The sequence below is a fragment of the Pedobacter sp. KBS0701 genome (assembly GCF_005938645.2).
Lineage (GTDB): Bacteria > Bacteroidota > Bacteroidia > Sphingobacteriales > Sphingobacteriaceae > Pedobacter.
The window spans coordinates 1,253,779-1,276,446 of sequence record NZ_CP042171.1 but is presented as its reverse complement, the minus strand read 5'-3'; the positions used below and the strand labels follow the sequence as shown (position 1 = coordinate 1,276,446).

Annotated in this window: 22 protein-coding genes; 10 read left to right on the top strand and 12 right to left on the bottom strand. The window is 38.6% G+C overall.

The features are described 5' to 3' along the window. Positions 1-2: 2 nt before the first annotated feature. The 10 genes from FFJ24_RS05045 to FFJ24_RS05000 all read right to left on the bottom strand — a co-directional run bounded on the left by FFJ24_RS05045 (position 3) and on the right by FFJ24_RS05000 (position 6,893). Positions 3-839, bottom strand: a complete 837-nt coding sequence (locus FFJ24_RS05045; protein ID WP_138823137.1) for a phosphoribosyltransferase family protein — start codon at positions 837-839, stop codon at positions 3-5. After that, on the bottom strand, positions 826-1,530 hold the full coding sequence (locus FFJ24_RS05040) for an HAD family hydrolase (RefSeq protein WP_138823135.1): 705 nt from the start codon (positions 1,528-1,530) through the stop codon (positions 826-828). The genes FFJ24_RS05045 and FFJ24_RS05040 overlap by 14 nt, the downstream gene beginning before the upstream one ends. Before the next feature lie 92 nt (positions 1,531-1,622). Continuing rightward, positions 1,623-2,438 (bottom strand): DUF475 domain-containing protein, encoded by an 816-nt coding sequence (locus tag FFJ24_RS05035; protein WP_138823133.1) that lies wholly within the window; start codon positions 2,436-2,438, stop codon positions 1,623-1,625. Between the two features lie 123 nt (positions 2,439-2,561). After that, a complete protein-coding gene (locus tag FFJ24_RS05030) occupies positions 2,562-3,578 on the bottom strand; it encodes a YCF48-related protein (protein WP_168202389.1) in 1,017 nt (338 codons plus the stop codon). A gap of 6 nt (positions 3,579-3,584) precedes the next feature. Next, positions 3,585-4,016 (bottom strand): DUF2147 domain-containing protein, encoded by a 432-nt coding sequence (locus FFJ24_RS05025; protein ID WP_138823132.1) that lies wholly within the window; start codon positions 4,014-4,016, stop codon positions 3,585-3,587. A 102-nt stretch (positions 4,017-4,118) separates the two neighbouring features. Further along, a complete protein-coding gene (locus FFJ24_RS05020; RefSeq protein WP_138823130.1) occupies positions 4,119-4,499 on the bottom strand; it encodes a DoxX family membrane protein in 381 nt (126 codons plus the stop codon). A gap of 322 nt (positions 4,500-4,821) precedes the next feature. Continuing rightward, positions 4,822-5,238 (bottom strand): VOC family protein, encoded by a 417-nt coding sequence (locus tag FFJ24_RS05015; RefSeq protein ID WP_138823128.1) that lies wholly within the window; start codon positions 5,236-5,238, stop codon positions 4,822-4,824. A 222-nt stretch (positions 5,239-5,460) separates the two neighbouring features. Then, positions 5,461-5,874, bottom strand: a complete 414-nt coding sequence (locus FFJ24_RS05010; RefSeq protein WP_138823126.1) for a DUF1579 domain-containing protein — start codon at positions 5,872-5,874, stop codon at positions 5,461-5,463. Between the two features lie 14 nt (positions 5,875-5,888). Then, positions 5,889-6,395, bottom strand: a complete 507-nt coding sequence (locus FFJ24_RS05005) for a DinB family protein (RefSeq protein WP_138823124.1) — start codon at positions 6,393-6,395, stop codon at positions 5,889-5,891. 3 nt (positions 6,396-6,398) lie between these two features. Continuing rightward, positions 6,399-6,893, bottom strand: coding sequence for a DinB family protein (locus FFJ24_RS05000; protein ID WP_138823122.1), 495 nt, complete (start codon positions 6,891-6,893; stop codon positions 6,399-6,401). Positions 6,894-7,027: 134 nt separating this feature from the next. On the opposite strand from FFJ24_RS05000, the gene FFJ24_RS04995 reads away from it, so the two are divergent. Further along, complete coding sequence (locus FFJ24_RS04995; RefSeq protein ID WP_138823120.1) at positions 7,028-7,987, top strand: GlxA family transcriptional regulator; 960 nt, start codon at positions 7,028-7,030, stop codon at positions 7,985-7,987. Positions 7,988-8,644: 657 nt separating this feature from the next. Here FFJ24_RS04995 and FFJ24_RS04990 read toward each other — a convergent pair. Continuing rightward, positions 8,645-9,514 carry an AraC family transcriptional regulator gene (locus FFJ24_RS04990; RefSeq protein ID WP_138823118.1) on the bottom strand — a complete coding sequence of 290 codons (870 nt, stop codon included), beginning with the start codon at positions 9,512-9,514 and terminating at the stop codon, positions 8,645-8,647. A 150-nt stretch (positions 9,515-9,664) separates the two neighbouring features. Between FFJ24_RS04990 and FFJ24_RS25975 the strand changes: the two genes are divergently transcribed. From FFJ24_RS25975 to FFJ24_RS04975, 4 genes are all read left to right on the top strand, one after another. After that, positions 9,665-9,838: a hypothetical protein gene (locus tag FFJ24_RS25975; protein WP_168202388.1), complete on the top strand. Its 174-nt coding sequence runs from the start codon at positions 9,665-9,667 to the stop codon at positions 9,836-9,838. Positions 9,839-9,859: 21 nt separating this feature from the next. Next, positions 9,860-11,170: an L-fucose:H+ symporter permease gene (gene fucP / locus FFJ24_RS04985; protein WP_138823116.1), complete on the top strand. Its 1,311-nt coding sequence runs from the start codon at positions 9,860-9,862 to the stop codon at positions 11,168-11,170. A 7-nt stretch (positions 11,171-11,177) separates the two neighbouring features. After that, a complete protein-coding gene (locus FFJ24_RS04980) occupies positions 11,178-12,815 on the top strand; it encodes a UxaA family hydrolase (protein WP_138823114.1) in 1,638 nt (545 codons plus the stop codon). Between the two features lie 165 nt (positions 12,816-12,980). Next, complete coding sequence (locus FFJ24_RS04975; protein ID WP_138823112.1) at positions 12,981-13,763, top strand: SDR family oxidoreductase; 783 nt, start codon at positions 12,981-12,983, stop codon at positions 13,761-13,763. A 152-nt stretch (positions 13,764-13,915) separates the two neighbouring features. Here the strand turns inward: FFJ24_RS04975 and FFJ24_RS04970 are convergent, their stop codons facing one another. After that, on the bottom strand, positions 13,916-14,545 hold the full coding sequence (locus tag FFJ24_RS04970) for a DNA-3-methyladenine glycosylase (RefSeq protein ID WP_138823110.1): 630 nt from the start codon (positions 14,543-14,545) through the stop codon (positions 13,916-13,918). 132 nt (positions 14,546-14,677) lie between these two features. On the opposite strand from FFJ24_RS04970, the gene FFJ24_RS04965 reads away from it, so the two are divergent. The 5 genes from FFJ24_RS04965 to FFJ24_RS04945 all read left to right on the top strand — a co-directional run bounded on the left by FFJ24_RS04965 (position 14,678) and on the right by FFJ24_RS04945 (position 22,557). Then, positions 14,678-15,355 carry a response regulator transcription factor gene (locus FFJ24_RS04965; protein WP_138823108.1) on the top strand — a complete coding sequence of 226 codons (678 nt, stop codon included), beginning with the start codon at positions 14,678-14,680 and terminating at the stop codon, positions 15,353-15,355. Continuing rightward, on the top strand, positions 15,356-16,708 hold the full coding sequence (locus tag FFJ24_RS04960; protein ID WP_138823106.1) for a HAMP domain-containing sensor histidine kinase: 1,353 nt from the start codon (positions 15,356-15,358) through the stop codon (positions 16,706-16,708). A gap of 328 nt (positions 16,709-17,036) precedes the next feature. Next, positions 17,037-18,305, top strand: a complete 1,269-nt coding sequence (locus FFJ24_RS04955; RefSeq protein WP_168202387.1) for a TolC family protein — start codon at positions 17,037-17,039, stop codon at positions 18,303-18,305. A gap of 9 nt (positions 18,306-18,314) precedes the next feature. Further along, the gene (locus tag FFJ24_RS04950) at positions 18,315-19,403 is read left to right on the top strand and encodes an efflux RND transporter periplasmic adaptor subunit (protein WP_138823104.1); all 1,089 of its coding nucleotides are present in this window, start codon (positions 18,315-18,317) and stop codon (positions 19,401-19,403) included. Positions 19,404-19,425: 22 nt separating this feature from the next. Continuing rightward, the gene (locus FFJ24_RS04945) at positions 19,426-22,557 is read left to right on the top strand and encodes an efflux RND transporter permease subunit (RefSeq protein ID WP_138823103.1); all 3,132 of its coding nucleotides are present in this window, start codon (positions 19,426-19,428) and stop codon (positions 22,555-22,557) included. The last annotated feature ends 111 nt before the right edge of the window (positions 22,558-22,668 follow it).

Here is a 22,668-nt window from a genome sequence, read left to right as displayed (position 1 = left end):
ATTTAAATTAATTTATAATTGTTGTTTTTGATATAGTCTTTTATAAGATGTAAGTTTTTCGAATACGCTTCTATCGTATGATAATTGTTACCCAACGAAAGATCGTAAAGCTGATTGATAAAGTCAGTACTCCTGCGTTCTAAAAAGATGGTAAAACTGCTCGAAGTAGTATTTAAAATGTATTTCACAATACGGGTATTGAAACAAAAATTTCCGCCATCGATAATTTCTTCCAGGTCAAAAATAGATTTGATCTGATGGTAATTCAGGAAGTTTTCTACGTTGGGATGGATATTCTTATTAACGAGTTCGGCAAAATAAAGCATGTGCATTTCGTTCTTTAAGCCATATTCTTTTGCCATTTTTAAGATCATGCGCTCATGGCTTCCGGTAATCCTGATATCATCCAGAAACAAAAGTATTTTACCCACCAGAAAATCCTTATCAATATGAAACGAATCGTTACCGATCAGCGAAAGTCTTTCTGCAGCACTTAGTTCGCCATAATCTTCTTTATAGGTAATGGTTCTATGCACTTTGGTTTCCTGTACCGCTAAACCACCATTTTCGACCAGCCAGCGGTTAAGCTGGCAAACGAAATAGTTTTTCATGGCAAAAGTTGCCGTAGGGATAAAGCTGTAAGGACTGGAAATGACCACAATCTGACCGGTAATTAGATTATCGGCCAGGTAGTACCTGATAAAACCGTCGGCCAGGTCTTTCCCGAACGATCTGGCTACCAGATCGTCACCAAACTTAAAGCGACTATAATCGTCGGCACTAAAGCCAAAATCGACTGTATTGTCTATTTTATGAAGTGAAAAATTATACGGTATCATAGAGTAGGTTTGAGATAGATAAATTGTTGGAATTGATCAGCATACTATTGATCCCCATTGCTTCTGCCCCCCGAACATCGGCATGGGGGTTATCTCCAACGTGGATGACATCTGTTAACAATAATTCGGGGTGTTTTGTTCTGTCGATGCGATCTAACATCAACTGAAAAAAACCTCTACTGGGTTTCGACATGCGCACTTCGTCAGAATAAAGCTGAAAATCGATAAACTGACCAATACCCAAATGTTCGATTACTTTTTTTAAGGTTTTACCTTTAATAAAGCCTGTATTACTTAATATATTGGTAGAGCTTTTGCCCGACTCTTTAATCTTGGCCAGTACATCTAAACAATCACCACAATAAAGGTTTGGCATATTGTTAAATACGATCTGCTCCATATCATGATCAAGCACTTTGAGGTCTACATCACTAAAGTTGAAATCGTAATCATTGATCATACTAATGATCATCAAATACATTTCTTCAGCATCAACATTTTTTCCGGCTTTTTCATTAATGGCGTTTACCATTAAATCTACCTGACGGAAAGTAATGGCAATTTCGTCAATGCTTTTATGCTTACCATTAAAATTTCTAAAAAAATACTGACCCCGTTCCAGCTTGTAAGTTGGATTAGATTTAATCAACGTTAACCAAAGATCGAATGAGTAATGTTTGTAAAAAGCCATTGCACCCTGTTTAATAAATCCTGATATTACAAAATAGATTGTATAATTGGAAGCGGTTGATTGTAAGATTTATGACAGATAACCCTCAAAAATCAAGATTTATCTAATACTTCTTCGGCTTCTTCCGAAATAACAATATCGCTTTTGTGTTTTTTTGGATAGTTGAACAAAAGAGAGGTTAATACAGGTATAATGAAAATGGCTACCGTAAAAACAGACACGAAAAGATCCGTTTTTTCCCCTTCAATGGCATGAGAAATTGGCGACTCGGGATAAAAATGCGTAAATAATGAAGAGGTAAGTTTAATACCCAAAACACCAATTACGATAAAGGCCACCGTTTCTAAAAAGGTGAATTTTTCCATCAGTTTTACAAAAGCCTGCGCCACAAAACGCATGGCCAAAATTCCGATAAAAACGCCGATATAGATTAACCAGATATGATCGGTAAAAGCCACTGCCGCAAAAACATTATCAATAGAGAAGGCTAAATCCATTACTTCTACCAAAGCAACTGTAGCCCAAAAAGTACCCACTAAGCCAACAGTCGATTTATAAATCCAGCTTTTACTTTTATCTACTTCCTCTTCTTCCTCATTCTTTTTACTGTTCTTTTTTCTAAAATAATCGAAAGCCAGATACAACAAATATAAACCACCAAGCGGTTTTAACCACCAGATTTTAACTAGCCATGCTGCAAGAAATAAACAAATACCCCTGAAAACATAAGCACCGATAATACCATATTTTAAAGCTTTTTCTCTTTGCGATTTTGGCAGATCCATTACCATGGTTGCCAAAACCGCAGCATTATCAACCGAGAGCAAACTCTCAATCACAATCAGGTTTAAAATAATTAATAATCCGGCCTGTATATCATCACCTAAAATCGTGTGCAAAAAATCCATTGAGCGAGTGTGTGTATATTTTAAATTAAAGTTTTAGTTTTCCTAACAAAGAAACAAATTTATATGATTGTTTTACTGTTAGAATGACAATTGTTAGAATTGTTACGTATTTGACTCCAAATATTAATCAGCATTCAATTGATAAATCGCTCCCTTGTCTCCTGCAAGTACAACAACTCTACCTTTTTTTGCTTTTTGAACCGCATTAAAGCTTTTATCAGAAATGTGCTTCCAATTTTGGCCACCATCAGTTGAAATATCTGTACCTGATGTTCCTGTAGCAACTAATGTTTTCGCAGTGATATAAGCCACGGCCGAACGAAAGCCCCAAACAGGTATATTTGGTTTTTGCCAGTTTTTGCCACCATCATGGGTTAAAAGTACATTATTCGAATTTTCTTTATCTTTTAAGTAGTTACCGCCAACAGTTATACCTGTTTTCTCATTCAAAAAATCTATAGAAAAAGGACCTGTACTGTTTTCGCCCTGTAAAATGGGACATTTAAATACCTGCCAGGTTTGGCCGTAATCGGGTGAGAAATAAATATTGGATACTGTTCCACCGGTTGCAATCCAGGTTTTGCCACCTGCTAATGTTTTTATGGTTGTGCCACTGGCAGCAAAACTGGCTTCGCCTTTGGTTAAATTGGTTTTCAGATTTGAAGAGATATCCTGCCAGGTTTTACCTGCATTGGTGGTTTTAAGCAATTGTAATTTATCATTAATCGGGTCGCCGAAGATGATGCCGCTGTTTTTATCCCAGAAACTAACGCCATCTAAAAATATAGCCGAATCTGCATTTTTATAATTTTCTGTCCAGGTTTCACCCCCATCTGTAGTTTTTAAGATATAAGCGGGCGAGGCGATCCCAACAATAACGGCCTGTTTGTCATCAAAAGCTTCGATATCCCTGAAATCGATTTTTTCATAACCTTTGGGTTTTACCCAGGTCCAGGTTTTGCCGCCATCAATGGTTTTACCGATTGAACCGTTACTACCGCTTACCCAGGTAACCCGATCGGATACCACGCTTAAACCACGCAAACTGGTTTTAGTACTTTCATTTAAAGGTTTAATAGAATACGACTGCGCGGCGCAAAAAAAAGGTGCCAATAAAAGGCACCATAAAATTTTCTTCATCTGTTGTTATTTAACCCGTCTAAAAGTTTCTGATCTTCCCAAAAGTGAAATACCTACATATCCGCGGATATTTAATACATCAGCACTTTTTAAAGTCATGTTGCAACTATAGGTTTTACCGCTTTTTGGATCGTAAATTGTTCCATCGGTCCATTTCCCATCATCATATTTAAAATCTTTCAGTATTTCCAGATTTAACAAAGCACGTTTCTGTAGCTTTTCATCAGGGTTTTTAACATCTAATTTAGGTTTTCCGTTAATGTTAGGCTCTTTTATCCAGGCCAGTTTTCCATAAAACTTTTCGCCTTTTTTATAAATTTCAATCTGTCCTTCTCCTGATGGATTAAGCCATTTGCCAACAATAGCATCTTTGTTCTGTGCAAAGGCAGAAAATGATACCGCTATAAAGAGCAGCATTAAAAATGGTAGCTTTCTCATATTTTTTATTTCTAGTTAGTTTTTAAAGATAATGAATTACACCTTATATCGAAACACTAAATAAAGGGAAAAAGTATGAGAAAGTTTTATAAATGGTAAAATTTACTTTGAAAGGATTGGCAGGTACTTAGCACGATAAGCATAAAAAAGGAATAAATTAAATATAAGCATCACACCAACCATAGGTAAATCTTTCGGACCTAAAAATGCATGATACAGGAAAATATTGAGTGTAACCGGAAAAATTACCAGTGCAGCCAAAGGTGCTGTACGGTTAATAAGCAAAAGTATCCCACCTATCAACTCTGTAACTTTAATTAAGGGCATTAAATAAACAGATGCCATTACACCCGACATAAATGTGTTTTGAGCAGCCGACATTACTGGTGCCTCCTTAGGCATTAAATGAAGGAAAAAACTTACAGAAGCAAAAAGATACATGGCGGCTAGAAGCACGCGTACAACAATTACTGCAATTTTCATAGTGGTTAAGTTTTAGTTTGTATTTTAAAAATAATAAAATTGATTGATTAGTTCAATTGGCCGTTGGTTAATTGATAATAAACGCAGAACTTTAAAACGCCTGTTTGGTTAATAGTTAGATAATCCATGGTGGATAGCCACATAACTTATAATAATTACTAAAACCTTAATATCCTTAACTTCTTAATGTTCTAATTATTTATAGTTGATAGCTCATGGTAGATCAATCATTGGTTATTGATCATTAATGATTGGTAATTGATCATTATTCTATTGGCAATTTTGGACTAAGACTCATGACTACGGACTTTGAACTTCCCACCTACTTATAATCATAATTCACCATCCATTGGATGCCGAATTTATCGGTAGCCATACCAAAAAGTGCATTCCAGAATGTTTTTTCTAAGGCCATGGTAACGGTACCGCCTGCAGAAAGGTTATCAAATAAACGTTTGGCTTCGTCTTCACTAGTCGCGTCAACCGATAGTGAAATACCTGTCCCGAATGTTGCTGGCGGCATCGGATGAGTAATATCGGTTCCCATTAAAATATTACCGCCAATGGGTAAAGCAATGTGCATCAATTTTTCCTGATCGCCAATGGCCATACCCTCGCAGCCGGGAGAATCTTTATAGCGCTGCACTACCAAAAATTCGCCACCAAAAACTGACTTGTAAAAATTGAATGCTTCTTCAGTGTTTCCGTTAAAATTTAAATACGTGTTAAGTGTTGCCATTGTTTTGTTGTTTATCCCTTTCGGGTTGGTTTAATTGTTTGTTTATTGAGGTATTTAAAGTGCGGTTTGTCACCCTGAGCAGAGTCGAAGGATATTCAAGACTGTCTCGAAGGGTATTTTATGACTGTCATTCTGAGCGCAGCGAAGAATCTTTTCCTTATTTAACGATCTCCTTGCAACTTTATTCAAGATTCTTCATTGTATTCAGCATGACAAATTCAGTTAATGTTTTATTTTCGTCAACTTAATATCCATCCAGGGCTCCCAGCAGTTACCATTAAACTGTTCCCATAACCCTTCGATGGTATTGCCCTTAAAATTCCCTTTAAATCTTTCAGTATCTGCAAATATTAAAATGATATCATCATAAATTTTAAGTGTAGAGATGGCAATTTTCCCTGCATTATCGAAAGATTGCGACCTGAAAACATCCTCCATATCATCATAATGAATAATTTCTAAAGATTGTATCTTTTTCTTATTAAACGTTACATCTATTTTGTGCATTAAAAAGAAACCACCCTCAATCCATTCGTAAGTATCGGTTCCGGTAATTACCTCTCCCGATTGGGTTAACCCTTCTGTTTTCCATTTACCAATGTATGGATTGAGTAAATCAAGCCTGTTGTTTCTCATAAATTTAGTTAAAATCAATTGGGATTTAAGCCACTGTAAATATTTTTTAATTGGTGGATATGTCGCTGGGTATGATATATCACAAAATAAACAGCTTCCAAACGGGTAAGAAAACCATAACCGGGCAGCTCATAAGAACTACAGGTTTTAGTTAAATCCAAGTTTCCCGCCGCTTCTGATATCCCCATCCTGATCTGCTTTAAATTATCCAATAATTCCGCCGGGTTATAGTTCCTGTCTTCAGGGTAAATTTCTTTAGGCGAATCGTACTTCACATCGAAATTCAAAAAATCTTTTTTAATGGCCCCTACCATTAAATCAGCTGGTTTATCTGTCTCGATAACAGGACCATTGATAACCTGTAGAAAGCCCGAATTCGACAAAACCAGGTGTTCAGCCAATTGCCCTGCGGTCCAGCTGCCTTCAAAAGGCACCTTATTCACCAATGCGGCATCAAATTTTGAGAAAGCGTTTTCCAATGCCAATAAGGTTTCATTCGCTTCATTAATTACTTTTTCCATAATTTACATATAATTCATTCCTGGATAACCCAATAACCTACGCCACAGGGCAATTTGTCCGATACAGTTCGCATCCCGGTAAGTGCTGAAACTGATCATTTCGAAAAGGGTAATTTCCATTCCGGGTATATTGAGTTTTTCTTCCAGTTTTTCATCGGTAGCCTGGGTTAAGGCCTCCTGAAGTTTTGGAGAAATGTTTTTCCAATCTTTTATAAAATCGGCAAGCGCTGGATAAATTACATCATCAATAATGCCCTTGTTATTGGCAAAAAGTTCGTCGGTGATGGATGGAAGATCAACATCGAATGATTTAGCCAGAAAATACCGCCCCTGCACCATACTTCCGGTAATCCATGCAATGTGGTTGGCTTTGGTATCCAATCTTTTTTGCGCATCTTTTTGGTCTATCCCATCTAAAGCCCTCAATAAAAAATCTGTTTGCATTTCGTACAATACAATTATACCGTACATTCTGCCACTGGTTGGTTTACTTTTCATATTATTTTATCAGGTGGTTAGTATAAGAATAAAGTTATGGCTTAATATCGATGCCTACCCTTGCCGTAAAAGTCAATCTTAAGGGGCATTTCAGACAATTTTTATATATTTACGATACCTAAATTTTTAACCAAATGATACAAGTAGGTGTTTTAATGCCCCAAAACTTCAGATTATTAAACGTAGCAGCTATTTTAGATGTATTTGATACTGTAAATAGTTTCTATACAAAAGATAAACTTGAAAAGCCTTTTAATATCAGTTTAATTACCCTGGATAATAAAGATTATAACTTTAGCGAACATCCCTGTATCCCTTTGCAAAAAGCAAACGATGTTGATCTTATTTTGATCCCATCTTTTGCCACCAACGATATTAAGGAATGTATTTCAGCCAATAAAAGTTATATCCCATGGTTGAACAAACTGCATTACGCAGGGGCAGAAATCGCAACTTTTTGTACTGGTGCATTTTTACTGGCTGCGTCGGGATTATTGGATGGCAAAGCGGCAACCACACACGTTGATGCCTGCTCAGTTTTTTCTACGGCTTTTCCAAGGGTGCATTTAAAGACCGATAAAACAGTAACGCAGGATGGCAAACTATTTACCAGCGGAGGTGCAACCTCTACCTTTCATTTACTGTTACACCTTTTACAAATCCATTGCGGTAAAGATATGGCGGTGAAAGTTGCAAAAATTTTCGCTATAGATATGGACCGTGTAAACCAATTATACTTTAGCACTTTTCAGCCAATCCGTCACCACAATGACGATATTGTTGCTTCTGCGCAAGAAAAAATTGAAAGCAATTATCAGGATGTGGCTACTATTGAAGAAATGATCAAAGATATTCCATCAAGCAGGAGAAATATTGTGCGCCGCTTTAAACAGGTAATCGGCATTACCCCTATCGAGTACCTGCAGCAAACACGTATAGAAGCAGCTAAAAAACTTTTAGAGCAAACTGCGCAGCAAATGACAGAAGTAATTTATAATTCAGGTTACAACGATCCAAAAGCATTTAGAAAAGTGTTTAGAAAATCAGTTGGGATGACGCCGACCCAATACCGCGATAAATTTCAGTCTAAGTAAATATCGATTGAGATAGACAGAAGAGTAACCAACACCACAATTAAAAACTAAATAAATAGTTTTCAACATTGAAAACCAACTATGTTAATAATTAATCTAAAATAAATTGCAATATCCTCTTGTATTTAAGATAACTTAACTTTATAATTACACTAACCAAATATCTATATATATGAGCACATTTCTTTTAATCACGGCAGTATTTTATATTATCTCTTTTGGATCAATGTTGTACTGTTATTTCTCCGCTGAGCAGATTCCCAGCGATGACGAAAAATTTTAATCAGTTCTTTTCCCGTCATCAAAATTAACCTCTCTTTTCAAGTCAAAACATTAAATTTTCATAGCAAAACCATGTTGTTATAACCTGGCCTGCGCTAAAACTTGTATTAAATGATTTTTTTTCATATTGTTTATCCACTAATTAATTAGGGAGCAATTGCTATGCGCCATAAAACCGCGGAGATATAAAAAATAGCGTTGACAAGCCAAAAACAGGCTATCTTTTAAATTTATGTTTGGAACCGGGTGTATCAGACATTATGGACGTTGTTCATCTTTTCGCCCTTTTTTCCGGTTTAGGATTGGAGCTATTGCTCATAAATATTCAGTTGGAATACAAACGATAAACCTATAATCTACCATTAATAATGGTAATTATTGTTTAGAAAAAGCCTGCTGATATTTCAATGGAGTTTTACCCGTTATTTCCCTAAAGTATTTGTGGAAACTGGTAAAATTGTAAAATCCACAATCGTAGCAAATTTCTTTCACAGTTAGATCATTTTCGATCAATAATTTGCAGGCTTGCCCTACTCTAATTTCATTCAGAAATTGTGTATATGTTTTTCTACTTTTGGTTTTAAAGAATTTACAGAATGAATTTGGGCTTATTTTGGCTACAGCAGCAATTTCCTTGAGTTCTATTTTATTCTTGTAATTGCTAATGGTATAGTTATAAATAGATTGGATTCTATCTTTTTCGTTCTCCAAAAAGTTTGGTTTAAAACCCAGAGAAACCAATGTGCCTTTTTCTTCGCAATTGGCTATTTCTGTTAATACCTCAAGTATTTTTATAATTCGCATCGTACCTGTTGCCTCAATAATCTGCGGCATTAAACCGGCAATTTTTTCTTTCGAAATTCCTTGTAACTGAATTCCCTGTGTTGATTGAAGTAAAACTTTTTTAAGCTCCTGATTTTCGGGAAGATGGAGAAAATCTCTACCCAAAAAATCTTCCTTAAAATGAATCACATAAACATCAACCGGTTCACAGGCTTTTTCATCAAAAAATTCAGGGTCGAAACGCCAGTAATGTGGTAAATTGCTCCCTAGCAAAACCACATCGCCATCTTTAAAATTTTTAATGCTATCGCCAATAAACTGCGTACCTCTGCCTTTTTTAACGTAGATTAATTCTAATGCAGAATGGTAATGCCAACGGTTGTTGATATCGGGCAAAACATCTCTTCGGGCGCTAAAAGAATCTACAGAATTGGTAGATACATTAAGTAAATGCGGTTTCATAAAATCTTAAAAAAATCAATCTAATATGCAAAATTATTTTGCAATGTAAAAAATTGAGCCAATATCATTTAATAATTAGATCGTAAAGTTAAATTTTTATTAGCATTTAAGGGTTTAATTTGTAAAGCGACAAGTAACCAAAAACATTTTATGAAGCTGGATTATTTGCCATCTATTTCAGATGATAATACCACCATTAAAATACCCAGGTATGGCTACAGGGCTATCTGGTCATCTAAAACAGCCGATATCGAACAAACATTGGTAATTGCTGCTTATTATGCCAGAAGTTTAACTATTTTTATTTTAGCAGAAGCTGCTTAAACCATTTATAACCAAATAAACATGAGCCACACTCCATCAACGAACTTTCAGGTATCCGATACACTAAAAAATGGTAAGGGATATTTATTTCCGTTAATTTTAGTCACCAGCCTCTTTTTCTTCTGGGGCTTTGTCCACAATCTTGATCCTGTATTAATTCCGCATTTACGCAAAGCTTTTCAGCTAAACGTTTTCGAATCTACCCTGGTTGACTCTTCGGTTTTTATTGCTTATTTCTTATTGGCTCTACCCGCAGGCTACATTATGCGCAAGTATGGGTATAAAAGCGGTATTATATTAGGCCTTGTTTTGTTCGCCATCGGCTGTTTATTATTTATACCTGCAGCCAATACTGCACAGTATATATTTTTCTTAGGTGCACTTTTTATCATTGCCTGTGGTTTAACCTTTCTGGAAACAGCGGCAAATCCTTATGTTACCGTACTAGGACCACCGGAAACAGCTACACAGCGTTTAAATTTTTCACAGTCTTTTAATGGTTTAGCCGCATTTTTAGCGCCAATACTTGGTGGTAAATTTATTTTTACCGAAGTAAAATATACCGATGTTCAATTAGCGAAGATGTTGCCTTTAGAAAAACAGGCTTATATGCTCGAAGAGGCCTCGACCGTAAAAGCACCTTATCTAATTTTGGGTATTCTGATTATTGTAGTTGCTATTTTATTTATTTTCACCAAACTGCCTGATATTAAGGAAGAAGAAAATGCCAATGAGAAAAGCAGTTTTGGGCATGTGTTGAGCCATAGCCATTTGCGCTGGGCAATTATCGGGCAGTTTTTTTACGTAGGTGCACAGGTTTGCGTATTGAGTTTATTTATCAGTTTCGTCACCTCATCAGCAAATATCAGCCAGGATCAGGCATCATGGTATTCAGGCGCTGCAGGTTTAGCTTTTATGGTTGGCCGGTTCGCCGGAACTTTTTTTATGAGATACGTAGCTGCCCATAAACTATTGATGCTGTATGCATTAATCAGTGCTATACTTACCCTTGTATCTATTTTTGCAAGTGGAATGATTACCATTTATGCGTTAATCGGTGTTGCCTTTTTTATGTCAATCATGTTCCCAACCATATTCTCGCTGGGTATAGCAGGTTTGGGTAAAGACACAAAACTGGGGTCGTCATTAATTGTAATGTCTATTGTTGGGGGTGCATTTTTACCTCCAGTGTTAGGCCTGATATCAGATGCCACTCACAATATCCAATACGGGTACCTGGTTCCTTTTTTATGCTTTTTAGTGGTCTTCTACTTTGGCTGGAAAGGATGGAAACCCAATCATATCGAAAAAGAATTAAGTTTAGAAGTATAAATTGACAATGAAAAAATTAGTCATCCAGATTAACAAAGCCGATAACGTTTTAGTTGCGTTACAGGATTTACCAGCAGGCACTCCAATACTGCATGAGGGAAATACTTACGTTACTGTTGATGAAATCCCAGCCAAGCATAAATTTTTTATGCAGGATATGAAAACCGGCGAAGAAGTAATCATGTATGGCGTTTTGGTTGGAAAGGTACAGTTCGAGGTGAAAGCGGGCATGCGGATGAGTATTGATAATACAAAACATGCCGCAGAGCCATTTGCTTATCGCAATGTTAATTTCAAATGGGAAGCACCTGATGTGAGTAAATATGCCAACCGCAGTTTTAATGGCTACCACCGCAAAAATGGTGCAGTAGGTACCGCAAACTATTGGTTGTTTATCCCAACTGTATTTTGCGAAAACAGAAATCTGGATATTATTAAAGAGTCGCTTTATAGTGAATTGGGTTATGCTGTAGATGATAAATATAAATCTTATACCCACAAATTGGTTCAGGCCTTTGAACAAGGAGAAGACATAAACAACATTAGTTTTGAGCCTAAAGTAGATCAGACCAGCCGTACTTTTAAAAATGTAGATGGAATTAAATTCCTGACTCATAATGGCGGCTGTGGCGGAACACGACAGGATTCGGATACGTTAAGCAAATTATTGGCGGCTTATGCCCATCACCCCAACGTGGCCGGTGTAACCGTTTTAAGTTTGGGCTGCCAGCATTTGCAGGTAGAAGATTTTAAACGCGACCTGTTTGCACTCGATCCTGATTTTGATAAACCACTTTTAATTTTCGAACAGCAAAAGACACAAAGCGAAGAACAACTGATCCAAAATGCAATCCGAAATACTTTTGAAGGATTGATGTTCATTAATAAACAAAGCCGTGCAGCAGCACCGTTGAGCAAAATGTGTGTGGGTGTGAAATGTGGTGGTAGCGATGGCTTTAGTGGCATTTCAGCAAATCCTGCGGTGGGTTACTGTGCCGATTTATTGGTAGCATTGGGGGCAAAGGTTTTATTGGCAGAATTCCCGGAACTTTGTGGCGTGGAGCAGGAAATGATCGATAGATCTGTTGATCAGTCAACTGCTGAAAAGTTTATCCGCTTAATGACGGAGTATGATGATCTGGCGCATAAAGTTGGTTCCGGATTTTACATGAATCCTTCGCCAGGTAACATTAAAGATGGTTTAATTACTGATGCTATAAAATCAGCAGGCGCTGCGCGTAAAGCCGGCTCCTCTCCTGTTGTAGATGTTTTAGATTATACCGAACCGGCCACTAAATCCGGCTTAAGTTTGGTATGTACACCAGGAAATGATGTTGAAGCGACTACAGGTAAAGCTGCCGCCGGAGCAACCTTAATTTTATTCACCACAGGTTTAGGCACACCAACAGGAAATCCGGTTTGTCCAACCATTAAAGTAGCCACTAATTCAATCCTGGCTAAACGCATGAGTGATATTATCGATATTGATACCGGACCAGTAATCAATGGCGAAAAAACCATTAACGAAATGGGCGAAGATATATTGGAATACTGTATTAAAGTAGCTAGTGGCGAAGAAACACCAAAAGCCGTACAGCTTAACCAGGATGATTTTATCCCCTGGAAAAGAGGGGTAAGCCTATAGAGGGTGGATGACGTAAGATGGAAGATGTGATATGGAGAGTTTCCGAATAAAAACCGTCATTTCGACTGGAGTGAAACGGAATGGAGAATCTACACAGACAAAGTCCCTCTCTATTCCCTGGACGCCTGGCACTTTGCATAAATAAAAATAAAAACATAACCGAATATGAATTTAAATTTAGACGGAAAAATAATACTGGTGAGTGGCGGTGCAAAAGGCATTGGTGCGGCAATTGTTAAGGCATTGGCTATTGAAAATGCTTTCCCCATTATTATTGGCCGTAGTGAAAACGATAATGTAAAAATGCTTCAGGAAATAACAGATTTAGGTCTAAAAGCTGATTATTTTACAGCAGAGCTCACTGTTCCTGATCACTGCAAAAACATTATTGATGCGATACTGAATAAGTATGGCAGAATTGATGGCTTAGTAAACAATGCTGGTGTTAACGATGGCGTAGGCCTCGAAAGTGGCACTTATGAAGGCTTTATAGAATCGCTACATAAAAATGTGGTGCATTATTATCTTTTGGCAAAATATGCGCTGCCTGCACTAAAAGAAAACAAAGGATCAATTTTAAATATCAGCAGCAAAACTGCAGAAACCGGACAAGGTGGAACATCTGGTTATGCAGCATCAAACGGTGCCAGAAATGCTTTAACCCGCGAGTGGGCGGTAGAATTATTGCCATACAGCATCCGTGTAAATGCCATCATCGTAGCCGAAGCCTGGACACCTTTATATGAGAAATGGATCAATACTTTTGAGAACCGTGATGAAAAACTGAAAAGCATTAACGATAAAATTCCATTCGAAAGCCGGATGACTACTGTGGATGAAATCGCCAATACCGCTGTATTTTTGTTATCAGATAAATCGAGCCATACCACCGGCCAGTTGATCCATGTTGATGGTGGTTACGTACACCTGGATAGGGCTTTGTTGTAATAAGTCTCTCTCCTTTCTGTCATTCTGAACGCAGTGAAGAATCTTTCTCATTATCGACCTGTTTTGGGTTCTGTTTTCTATCGCTTGCAGATTCTTCGTTGCACTCAGAATGACAACAACTTAAATGGTCTGTACGGACACAGACCATGGCGTTACTTTTTCTTCCTTTCCTCCAAATAAGCATGCCATAGCAGCATTACAGCAATGGTGCGGTAAGGCTTAAACTGATCTGCCACTACCAATACTTCTTCTTTACCTACGCTAGTCGCCAAACCTTTTATTTTCTTTAATGAATTTACCGCAGCCAAATCGCCTATTGGAAAAACATCTGTATGGTGCAGCATAAAAATCAGGTAAATATCTACCGTCCAATCTCCGATGCCTTTAATGGTTTTGAGCTGATCTCTGACAGCAAGATCATCCATAGTTTCCATTTCACTCAGCGATAAAACTCCACTGACCAGGCTTTCAGCCAAATGCCGGACATAAACTGTTTTTTGCCGACTGAAATAGCAGTCCCTTAATTCCTGACCAGTAAGCAATAACAATCGCCCCGGTGTAACCCCTCCTATTTTTTCTTTCAGTTTATTCAGCGTAGCCAATGCCGAAGCCAAAGACACCTGTTGTTCCAGAATAATGTGCACCAATGATTCGAAGGTATTTGGCCTCGACCAAAAGGGCGGATAGCCATACCGATCTAAAATTTTCTGTAAATCTGTATCCCTGCCACCCACAAAATCGCATAGCTGATGAAAATTGGTCTGATCAAATGTTTCGAACATGAAACTGTTTTTATTCAAATATAATAAGCTTGATTGACAAATCTTACTGGTTTCGGCTGGTGAAAATTTAGATTTAACAGAAAGGCAATCCATTTTAATCTCGTTTTAAGATGAGATGGTTATTTTTGTAGGATGCTAAAGATTGGAATAGCTGAAGACGACCCTAAAATTGCCGAATTGTTAAAGTTGGCACTCGAAGAAAAAGATTATCAGGTACTTACCGTTGCCAATGGAATTGATGCACTGGATCTTTTCCTGAGCGAAAACCTTAATCTCCTGATTATTGATGTAATGATGCCCGGCCTCAATGGTATCCAGCTTTGTAAACACCTTAGGGAAAATATGGTGCAAACACCAATTCTCATGCTTACTGCCATGGGTACCATTGATGATAAAGTTACCGGTTTAGAAGCCGGTGCTGATGATTATCTCGTAAAACCTTTTCACCTGAAAGAACTTTTGGCCAGAGTGGCAGCACTTTTGCGCAGGCAGCCGCCTATTGAAACCAAAACAGACCATAAACTATATTTCGAAGACCTTGTACTTAATACCGATAGCAAAGAAGTAAGCCGCGGCGGTAAAACAATTGAATTAAGCGCCAAAGAATTTATCCTGCTCGAACTTTTTATGCGCAACCCAAACCGTTTACTTTCAAGGCAATTTATAGCAGAGCAAGCTTGGGACATCAGCTTCGAAACCGGAACCAATGTAATTGATGTATATATCAATTTCCTGAGAAAAAAGATCGAAAAGGATTTCGAACGGAAACTTATCCATACCAAGATCAATATGGGCTATATCATGAAATAAATGAAAATAAAGGACCGCATAGCACTGTATTTCACGCTGATCAGCACTTCAATGCTCTTCGTGGTGCTCTGTACCATATATTTTACTTTTATGAAATTTTTAGAGGCCGATTTCTTCGAACGCCTAACCGACCGTACTATGGTTACTGCTAAACTGTACCTCGAAGCTGATGAAATCAGTCGGGATGCGTTAAACACTGTACGCCATAAATACCTTCAAAAGTTAAATAGCGAAGTAATTCGCGTTTACGATAAAAAGAACAAGGCCACTTTCATCGGCGATACCGCACAATACTGGACCCCAGCCACTATCGACCAGGTACGCCAGAAAGGCCGCTTAAAATATACCGATGGTCAGCGGCAGGTTGTAGGTATTTATTATAAAGATAATCAGGGCGATTTTGTAATCCTTGCTTCGGCCAATGACCAGGGCTCACACAACAGACTCGACAGATTGTTGAAGATCATGATTTTTATCTTCATCCTTATTTCGCTTATCGTATTGCTGTTAAGCAGGTGGATTGCTCAGAAAATGCTGAAGCCTCTGCAAAAATTCATGCTCGAAGTAAAACAGACCAGCTCGCAAAACATGGAGTTCAGGGTAGAGGAAAATCACAATAAAGATGAAATTAACCTTATTGCCCAAAGTTTTAACCACTTGATGGAAGAGCTTGAGCAAGCTTTTATTTTGCAAAAAACCTTTATAGCCAATGCCTCGCACGAACTTCGGACACCCGTAACTCGTATCATGATGACCGCCGAACTCGCCCTATCTAAAGAAAGGGACCTGGCGGCTTATCAAAAAGTGATTGCTTCGATGCTCGAGGATGCCGAAAAAATGGAACGTATCATTACCGGATTAGTGGCCCTGGCAAAAATGGACCTCGACCTGATCAATTCGCAGCTTGTTCCAATCAGACTGAATGATTTACTTTTCAAAATCCAAAACGAATGGAAATCGCAGAAAAACCTCGATGTCAAAATCATTTATCAAGCCCCAATTGAGACACAACCTGAAATATTAGCGAATGCCATTTTATTACAGATTGCCTTGGATAATATCATTTCAAATGCCTTTAAATTTTCCAATAATCAGGAGGTAAATATTCTTATAGAAACCGGTGAAAATGATTTCCTCATCCACATTACCGATAGTGGATCAGGTATTTCAACCGATGAACAAGAGAATATTTTTAAACCTTTTTACACCCGGGCAAAAGAACAGGGCCATTATGGCGAAGGCATGGGACTTTACATGGCCCAGAAAATCATTGATCTGCTTAAAGGCGAGATAACCATTAATAACCCAGAACCAGGCGGCTGCACTTTTACAGTGAGGTTGGCAAAACTTTAGCGATTAATTACATTCATTTCGCTAACGCTCGTTTCTAACAAGCGTTGAATAGCATATCGTTTACAACGATAAAATCGTGCAACTATTTATGCGCTCGTTTGGAAACGAGCGTAAACATGATTTCCCTAGAGTCGTCATCTCGACTGGAACGTAGTGGAATGGAGAGATCTATCTTGATAGATTTTGCTTCGCAGAGCCTTCTCGTTCTCGACTTGCGTTACACTCCGCTCGAAATGACGTGTACTTGAGAAAGTGGTCAACCCCAACTTTAATCCCCTTTTAATTCGCATTTAATCCCCCTTTAATTCGGCAAGGATAGTTTTGCTGCATGATAAGAATAGGTACGCTGCTCATTTTCTTTTTGGTTTTAACGGCCAGGGCAACTTTCGCACAAAGCGATATGTTAAGCTTAAACCTGAGCCAGGCCGAAAGCCTCTTTTTAAAAAACAATTTCGACCTCCTGGCCAGTAATTACGATGTTGACAAGGCAAAAGCAGAAATCATCACGGCCAAACTGTTCGAGAACCCCACACTTGAATATGAAAATCTTTTTTACAACCACGAAACCAAGAAGTTCCTGCAAACTTCTTATGCTCACGGACAATATGCCGGATCAATTTCGCAGTTATTTAAACTGGCAGGCAAGCGTAATAAAAATATCAAACTGGCCCAAACCGGGGTTAAGCGAGCCGAATATGAATATTTCGATCTGATGCGAACATTAAAATTCGAACTGGTCAACACTTTTTATAAAACCTATTTCTCCGCACAATCGGTTAAAGTGTATCAGGAACAAATCAGCTCTACCGATCAGTTGTTGAAAGCTTACGATCTCCAGTTAAAAATGGGCAATGTTGCCGCAAAGGATATGATCAGGATTAAATCACTCTTAATCAACCTCAAAGCTGAACAAGCTGGCTTATTGAACGAATTAGAAGACAATTATAAAGATTTAAAATTGCTCTGCGGACTTAACGCAGCGACTTCTATAGATTTAGTTTTGGATCAAACAGATCTCAAATCCCCTTCACTGGATAAGATTCCTTATCATTCATTGCTTGATTCAGCCAGGGCCAATCGCGCCGACCTTAAACTAGCCAAAACCGACCTGCTTTACAACGAACGCAATTTAAAACTTCAAAAAGCAATGGCCATCCCTGATATAGAAGTTGGCCTTAGCTACGACTTAAAAGGGAATTATCCCGAAAAATATACCGGTTTAGGCATCAAAATCCCCATTCCGCTTTTCTCCAGAAACCAGGGTGAAATTAAAAAAGCACAGATCGGGTTAGCTGCAGCAGATGTAACTATTAGAAAACAGGAAACCCTGCTTGAAAATGAAGTATTTAATACTTACAAAACTGCTTTGCGTAACGAAAAATTGTATTCAGAAATCGATCCTGCATTCACAAACGATTTTAATACGCTCATTTCTGCCCTCATCAAAAACTTCAAGGCAAGAAATATTAGTCTGATTGAATTTTTGGATCTCTATGATGCCTATAAGGAAAATACGCTTCAACTCAATAAGCTCCAGTTCGAAAGAATGAGCACACGGGCTGAACTCAATTATGTAACTGGTTCTAATATTTTTTAAATCAATCTCATGCAAAATCTCTATAAAAACACTGTACTCATTATCGCAATCAGTTTATTCTTTGCCTGTAACGAGCATAAAACAGCCGTTCCAAGCAATAAATTCGCCATCACCGATTCCCTGATCAATCGCTTGCTGATTGATACGGTGCAGCAGGCCAATAGTAAAACCGAGTTAATATTTTCGGCTAAAATTGCCGCAAATGAGGAGCGTAGATCAGAACTTTTCCCTATGGTAAGTGGAACGGTAAACCGCGTTGGCGTACGCTTAGGCGATCAGGTTTCGAGCGGGCAAATACTGGCAACCCTCACCAGTTCAGAAATGGCAGGCTTTGACAAGGAAGTGATTGCCGCCAACGCAGAACTTAAAAATGCAGAACGATCAGTAAAACAGGCCGAACAGCTTTTCGAGAGTGGTTTATCATCTGCAAAAGAACTGGAAGAAGCAAAAAATGACTATCAGATCAAAAAAGCAGAAGCAAAAAGAGCCAGTTCGGTATTAAAACTTAATGGAGGCAGCAGTACGGGATTATATGCAATCAAATCTCCGATCAGTGGTTTTGTGATCGAAAAAAATGTCACCCAGAATATGCAGTTAAGAGGCGATAACGACAAAAGCCTTTTCACCATTGCCGATCTCTCTAACGTTTGGGCCATGATCAATATTTACGAATCGGATATTTCGCGTGTTAAAGCTGGCGATGAAGTCAGTTTATCTACCTTATCCTATCCTGATAAAGTTTTTAAAGGAAAAATAGAGAAATTATATAATCAGGTAGATCAGGATAGCAAAGTAATGAATGCGAGGGTCGTGATCCCAAATCCTCGATTTTTATTAAAACCAGGTATGCTCGGAACGGTTAAAGTTTCGGCAAATTCGGCGATCGATCTCCCGGTATTAAACTCAAGGGCAGTAATTTTCGATGAAAATAAAAATTATGTACTCGTTCTGAACCAAGACCATAAAGTGAGGATCCAGGAGATCAAAATCGGGCGCAAAACGGCAGATAAAACTTACATCAGCAAAGGCGTACAGGCCGGCGACTACATTATTGCCTCTAAACAGGTTTTCTTGTTCGAAAGCCTGAAAACACAATAATTTTTACCCCTAGATTTTAAAAATGAATAAATTCATAAAAAGCATTATCGGCTTTGCACTGAAGAATAAATATTTCATCTTTTTTGCCACTTTTATCTTAATCCTGGCTGGTTATTTAAGCTTCAGGCATACCACTATCGATGCCTTCCCCGATGTAACCAATACCAATATCACCATCATTACCCAATGGCCCGGCCGAAGCGCTGAAGAAGTGGAAAAGTTTGTGAGCAGGCCACTGGAAATTGCCATGAACCCTACCGAAAAAAGGACAAGCATCCGTTCTTCTTCCCTATTCGGCTTATCCATTGTAAAAGTAAGTTTCGAAGATGATGTAGATTATGCGGAGGCACGTGTACAGGTAAACAATCATCTTGACGAGGCCGACTTGCCTGAAGGCATCCAGCCAGAGGTACAGCCACCTTACGGACCAACGGGAGAAATTTTTCGTTATACTTTAACCAGCGATAAAAAATCCGTCCGTGAGTTAAAAACCCTGCAGGATTGGGTCATCCAGCGCGAGCTTTTATCCGTTTCAGGCATTGCCGATGTGGTAAGTTTTGGTGGAGAAGTGAAAACCTATCAAATCACGGTGGATCCGCAAAAGGCCATCCAGTATGGTGTTAGTGCAACCGAACTTTTTGAGGCGGTATCAAAAAGCAACATCAACGTAGGTGGCGATGTCATTGTGCAGAGCGGTCAGGCTTATGTGGTGCGTGGTATTGGTGTACTGAACAACATCGATGAAATCAGGAATGTAGTGGTTGATAATATCAATGGCACGCCCGTTTATGTTAAAACCATTGCGGATGTGGCTGAATCGGCCTTGCCACGCTTAGGTCAGGTTGGCCGCGACAAGGATCCGGATGTCGTAGAAGGCATTATCGTGATGAGAAAAGGCGGTAATCCCAGCGAGGTAATTGCGAGATTGAAAGATAAGATCAATACCATAAACAGCACTATTTTGCCTGATGATGTAAAAATCAAACCCTTTTATGATCGCGAAGACCTCGTGAATTACTCCGTACATACCGTAATGGGTAATATGCTCGAGGGAATTTTGTTTGTAACCCTGATCGTTTTCCTCTTTATGGCCGATTGGCGCACTACTTTAATCGTTTCGATCATTATACCGTTAGCCTTACTTTTTGCTTTTATCTGTCTCAAATTAAAGGGTATGCCGGCCAATCTGCTATCCATGGGAGCAATCGACTTTGGGATCATTATAGACGGTGCTGTGGTCATGGTTGAAGGGATTTTCGTCGTATTAGATGCAAAAGCCAAAAAACTGGGCATGGAAAAGTTTAACAAAATGAGCAAACTCGGTTTTATTAAAAAGGCCTGCCTCGAAAACGGAAAAGGCATTTTATTTGCCAAACTGATCATTATTACCGGCCTGCTCCCCATTTTCACCTTTAAGAAAGTGGAAGGTAAAATGTTTTCTCCCCTGGCCTGGACTTTAAGTTTTGCCTTATTGGGTGCTTTGATCTTAACCTTTACGCTCGTACCCGCCATGGCCAGCGTACTCTTAAAAAAAGAGGTTAAAGAAAAACACAACATTTTTTTAGAATGGATTACCAAAGCAACACTTAAATTTTATGATGTATGTTTCAAAAAAAAGAAACTTGTTTTTAGTACTTCCATTATTGTACTCCTGTTGGGCGCTTTCAGCTTTAAATTTTTGGGTACCGAGTTCCTGCCCAGTTTAGATGAAGGCTCTATTTATGTGCGTGCTACCGGCCCTCTAAGTATTTCTTTAGATGAGACCAAAAAACTTTCGAACGAGATGAGGAAGATCTTTTTAAGTTTCGAAGAAGTTAAACAGGTGATGTCGCAAACCGGCAGGCCAAATGACGGAACGGATGCTACAGGCTTTTACAACATGGAGTTTCATGTGGACATTTACCCGCGGAAAGAATGGAAACGAAAACAGACCAAAGAACAGCTGATCGAGCGCATGCAGGAAAAATTAAAGAGTTTTCCCGGCATCAGTCTTAATTTTTCGCAACCCATTTCAGATAATGTGGAAGAAGCCGTTTCAGGTGTAAAAGGTTCGATCGTTGTAAAACTATTTGGCGAAAACTTTGAATACATTGAACAGGAGGAAGAAAAAATAGAAAATATTTTAAAAACGGTTAATGGCATTGAAGATCTGGGGATTTTACGAAATCTTGGACAGCCAGAACTGCAAATTAACCTCGACCAGAAAAAAATGGCGCTTTATGGGGTAAGCACTGCAGATGCCAATGCGGTAATCGAAATGGCCATTGGTGGAAAGGCCGCTACGCAGATTTATGAAGGAGAGCGGAAATTCGATCTCATTATCCGTTATCCCGAAGATTTCAGGAACGATGAAAGCTCCATCAGTAAATTACGCGTGCCTACCTTATCAGGTTCAAATGTACAATTGGGCGAAATATCGGGCATCCGAAAAATTACCGGGCCAAGTATGATTTACCGCGATAAACACAAACGTTACGGGGCTATCAAATTCTCGATCCGCGGCAGAGATATGGGCAGCGTAATTGCAGAAGCACAACAAAAGGTAAATGAAAAAATCAAATTGCCACAGGGTTATCAGCTCGAGTGGGCCGGTGATTTCGAAAACCAGCAAAGGGCCATCGCTAGGTTATCGCAGGCTGTTCCGGTAAGTTTATTGCTGATATTTTTTATCCTCTTTGTGCTTTTCGGTAATTTTAGGGATGCATTATTGGTACTCAACAATGTTCCTTTCGCCATGATCGGTGGCATTTTGGCCCTGCTGGCCGCAGGTGTAAACTTTAATATTTCTGCAGGAATAGGGTTTATCGCATTATTCGGTATCTGTGTGCAGAACGGTGTGATTCTGATTACCCGTTTCAAAACCAACATTACCGAATTAAAACACCACGCCAGCTGGACCTTTACGGATGCTATGCGTGATGGGATTGCCAGCAGGTTCAGGCCTGTACTAATGACCGCCTTAATGGCCGCCATCGGTTTAATGCCCGCAGCACTTTCTACCGGAATCGGTTCGGAAGCATCCAAACCATTGGCCATTGTGGTTATTGGTGGGTTAATTACGAATACCTTATTTAACCTTTTTGTGTATCCGATCGTATTTTATTGGTCGTACAGGAGAAAAGTACATAAAATGATGGGAGATGTTAAAATGTAAAATGGATGATGGAATCTCAGGCGATCTGTAATTTTTGAGTAATGATAATTTGTTCCGAATTTTGGGAAGTAACCTTTGCAGCAAGAATCACTAGTGTGAAAGATTACTTCG

What these genes read in the sequence shown, in the direction of transcription:
- FFJ24_RS05005 (WP_138823124.1), bottom strand. Translation starts at nt 6,395, where the DNA reads ATGGAAAAAGTAATTAATGAAGCGAATGAAACCTTATTGGCATTGGAA.
- FFJ24_RS04960 (WP_138823106.1), top strand. Translation starts at nt 15,356, where the DNA reads ATGAAAATAAAGGACCGCATAGCACTGTATTTCACGCTGATCAGCACT.
- FFJ24_RS05015 (WP_138823128.1), bottom strand. Translation starts at nt 5,238, where the DNA reads ATGGCAACACTTAACACGTATTTAAATTTTAACGGAAACACTGAAGAA.
- FFJ24_RS05000 (WP_138823122.1), bottom strand. Translation starts at nt 6,893, where the DNA reads ATGAAAAGTAAACCAACCAGTGGCAGAATGTACGGTATAATTGTATTG.
- FFJ24_RS04980 (WP_138823114.1), top strand. Translation starts at nt 11,178, where the DNA reads ATGAAAAAATTAGTCATCCAGATTAACAAAGCCGATAACGTTTTAGTT.
- FFJ24_RS04975 (WP_138823112.1), top strand. Translation starts at nt 12,981, where the DNA reads ATGAATTTAAATTTAGACGGAAAAATAATACTGGTGAGTGGCGGTGCA.
- FFJ24_RS05010 (WP_138823126.1), bottom strand. Translation starts at nt 5,874, where the DNA reads ATGAGAAACAACAGGCTTGATTTACTCAATCCATACATTGGTAAATGG.
- FFJ24_RS04970 (WP_138823110.1), bottom strand. Translation starts at nt 14,545, where the DNA reads ATGTTCGAAACATTTGATCAGACCAATTTTCATCAGCTATGCGATTTT.
- FFJ24_RS04995 (WP_138823120.1), top strand. Translation starts at nt 7,028, where the DNA reads ATGATACAAGTAGGTGTTTTAATGCCCCAAAACTTCAGATTATTAAAC.
- FFJ24_RS04945 (WP_138823103.1), top strand. Translation starts at nt 19,426, where the DNA reads ATGAATAAATTCATAAAAAGCATTATCGGCTTTGCACTGAAGAATAAA.
- FFJ24_RS04955 (WP_168202387.1), top strand. Translation starts at nt 17,037, where the DNA reads ATGATAAGAATAGGTACGCTGCTCATTTTCTTTTTGGTTTTAACGGCC.
- FFJ24_RS04965 (WP_138823108.1), top strand. Translation starts at nt 14,678, where the DNA reads ATGCTAAAGATTGGAATAGCTGAAGACGACCCTAAAATTGCCGAATTG.
- FFJ24_RS05030 (WP_168202389.1), bottom strand. Translation starts at nt 3,578, where the DNA reads ATGAAGAAAATTTTATGGTGCCTTTTATTGGCACCTTTTTTTTGCGCC.
- FFJ24_RS05045 (WP_138823137.1), bottom strand. Translation starts at nt 839, where the DNA reads ATGATACCGTATAATTTTTCACTTCATAAAATAGACAATACAGTCGAT.
- FFJ24_RS05020 (WP_138823130.1), bottom strand. Translation starts at nt 4,499, where the DNA reads ATGAAAATTGCAGTAATTGTTGTACGCGTGCTTCTAGCCGCCATGTAT.
- FFJ24_RS05035 (WP_138823133.1), bottom strand. Translation starts at nt 2,438, where the DNA reads ATGGATTTTTTGCACACGATTTTAGGTGATGATATACAGGCCGGATTA.
- FFJ24_RS05040 (WP_138823135.1), bottom strand. Translation starts at nt 1,530, where the DNA reads ATGGCTTTTTACAAACATTACTCATTCGATCTTTGGTTAACGTTGATT.
- FFJ24_RS04950 (WP_138823104.1), top strand. Translation starts at nt 18,315, where the DNA reads ATGCAAAATCTCTATAAAAACACTGTACTCATTATCGCAATCAGTTTA.
- FFJ24_RS25975 (WP_168202388.1), top strand. Translation starts at nt 9,665, where the DNA reads ATGAAGCTGGATTATTTGCCATCTATTTCAGATGATAATACCACCATT.
- FFJ24_RS04990 (WP_138823118.1), bottom strand. Translation starts at nt 9,514, where the DNA reads ATGAAACCGCATTTACTTAATGTATCTACCAATTCTGTAGATTCTTTT.
- FFJ24_RS05025 (WP_138823132.1), bottom strand. Translation starts at nt 4,016, where the DNA reads ATGAGAAAGCTACCATTTTTAATGCTGCTCTTTATAGCGGTATCATTT.
- fucP (WP_138823116.1), top strand. Translation starts at nt 9,860, where the DNA reads ATGAGCCACACTCCATCAACGAACTTTCAGGTATCCGATACACTAAAA.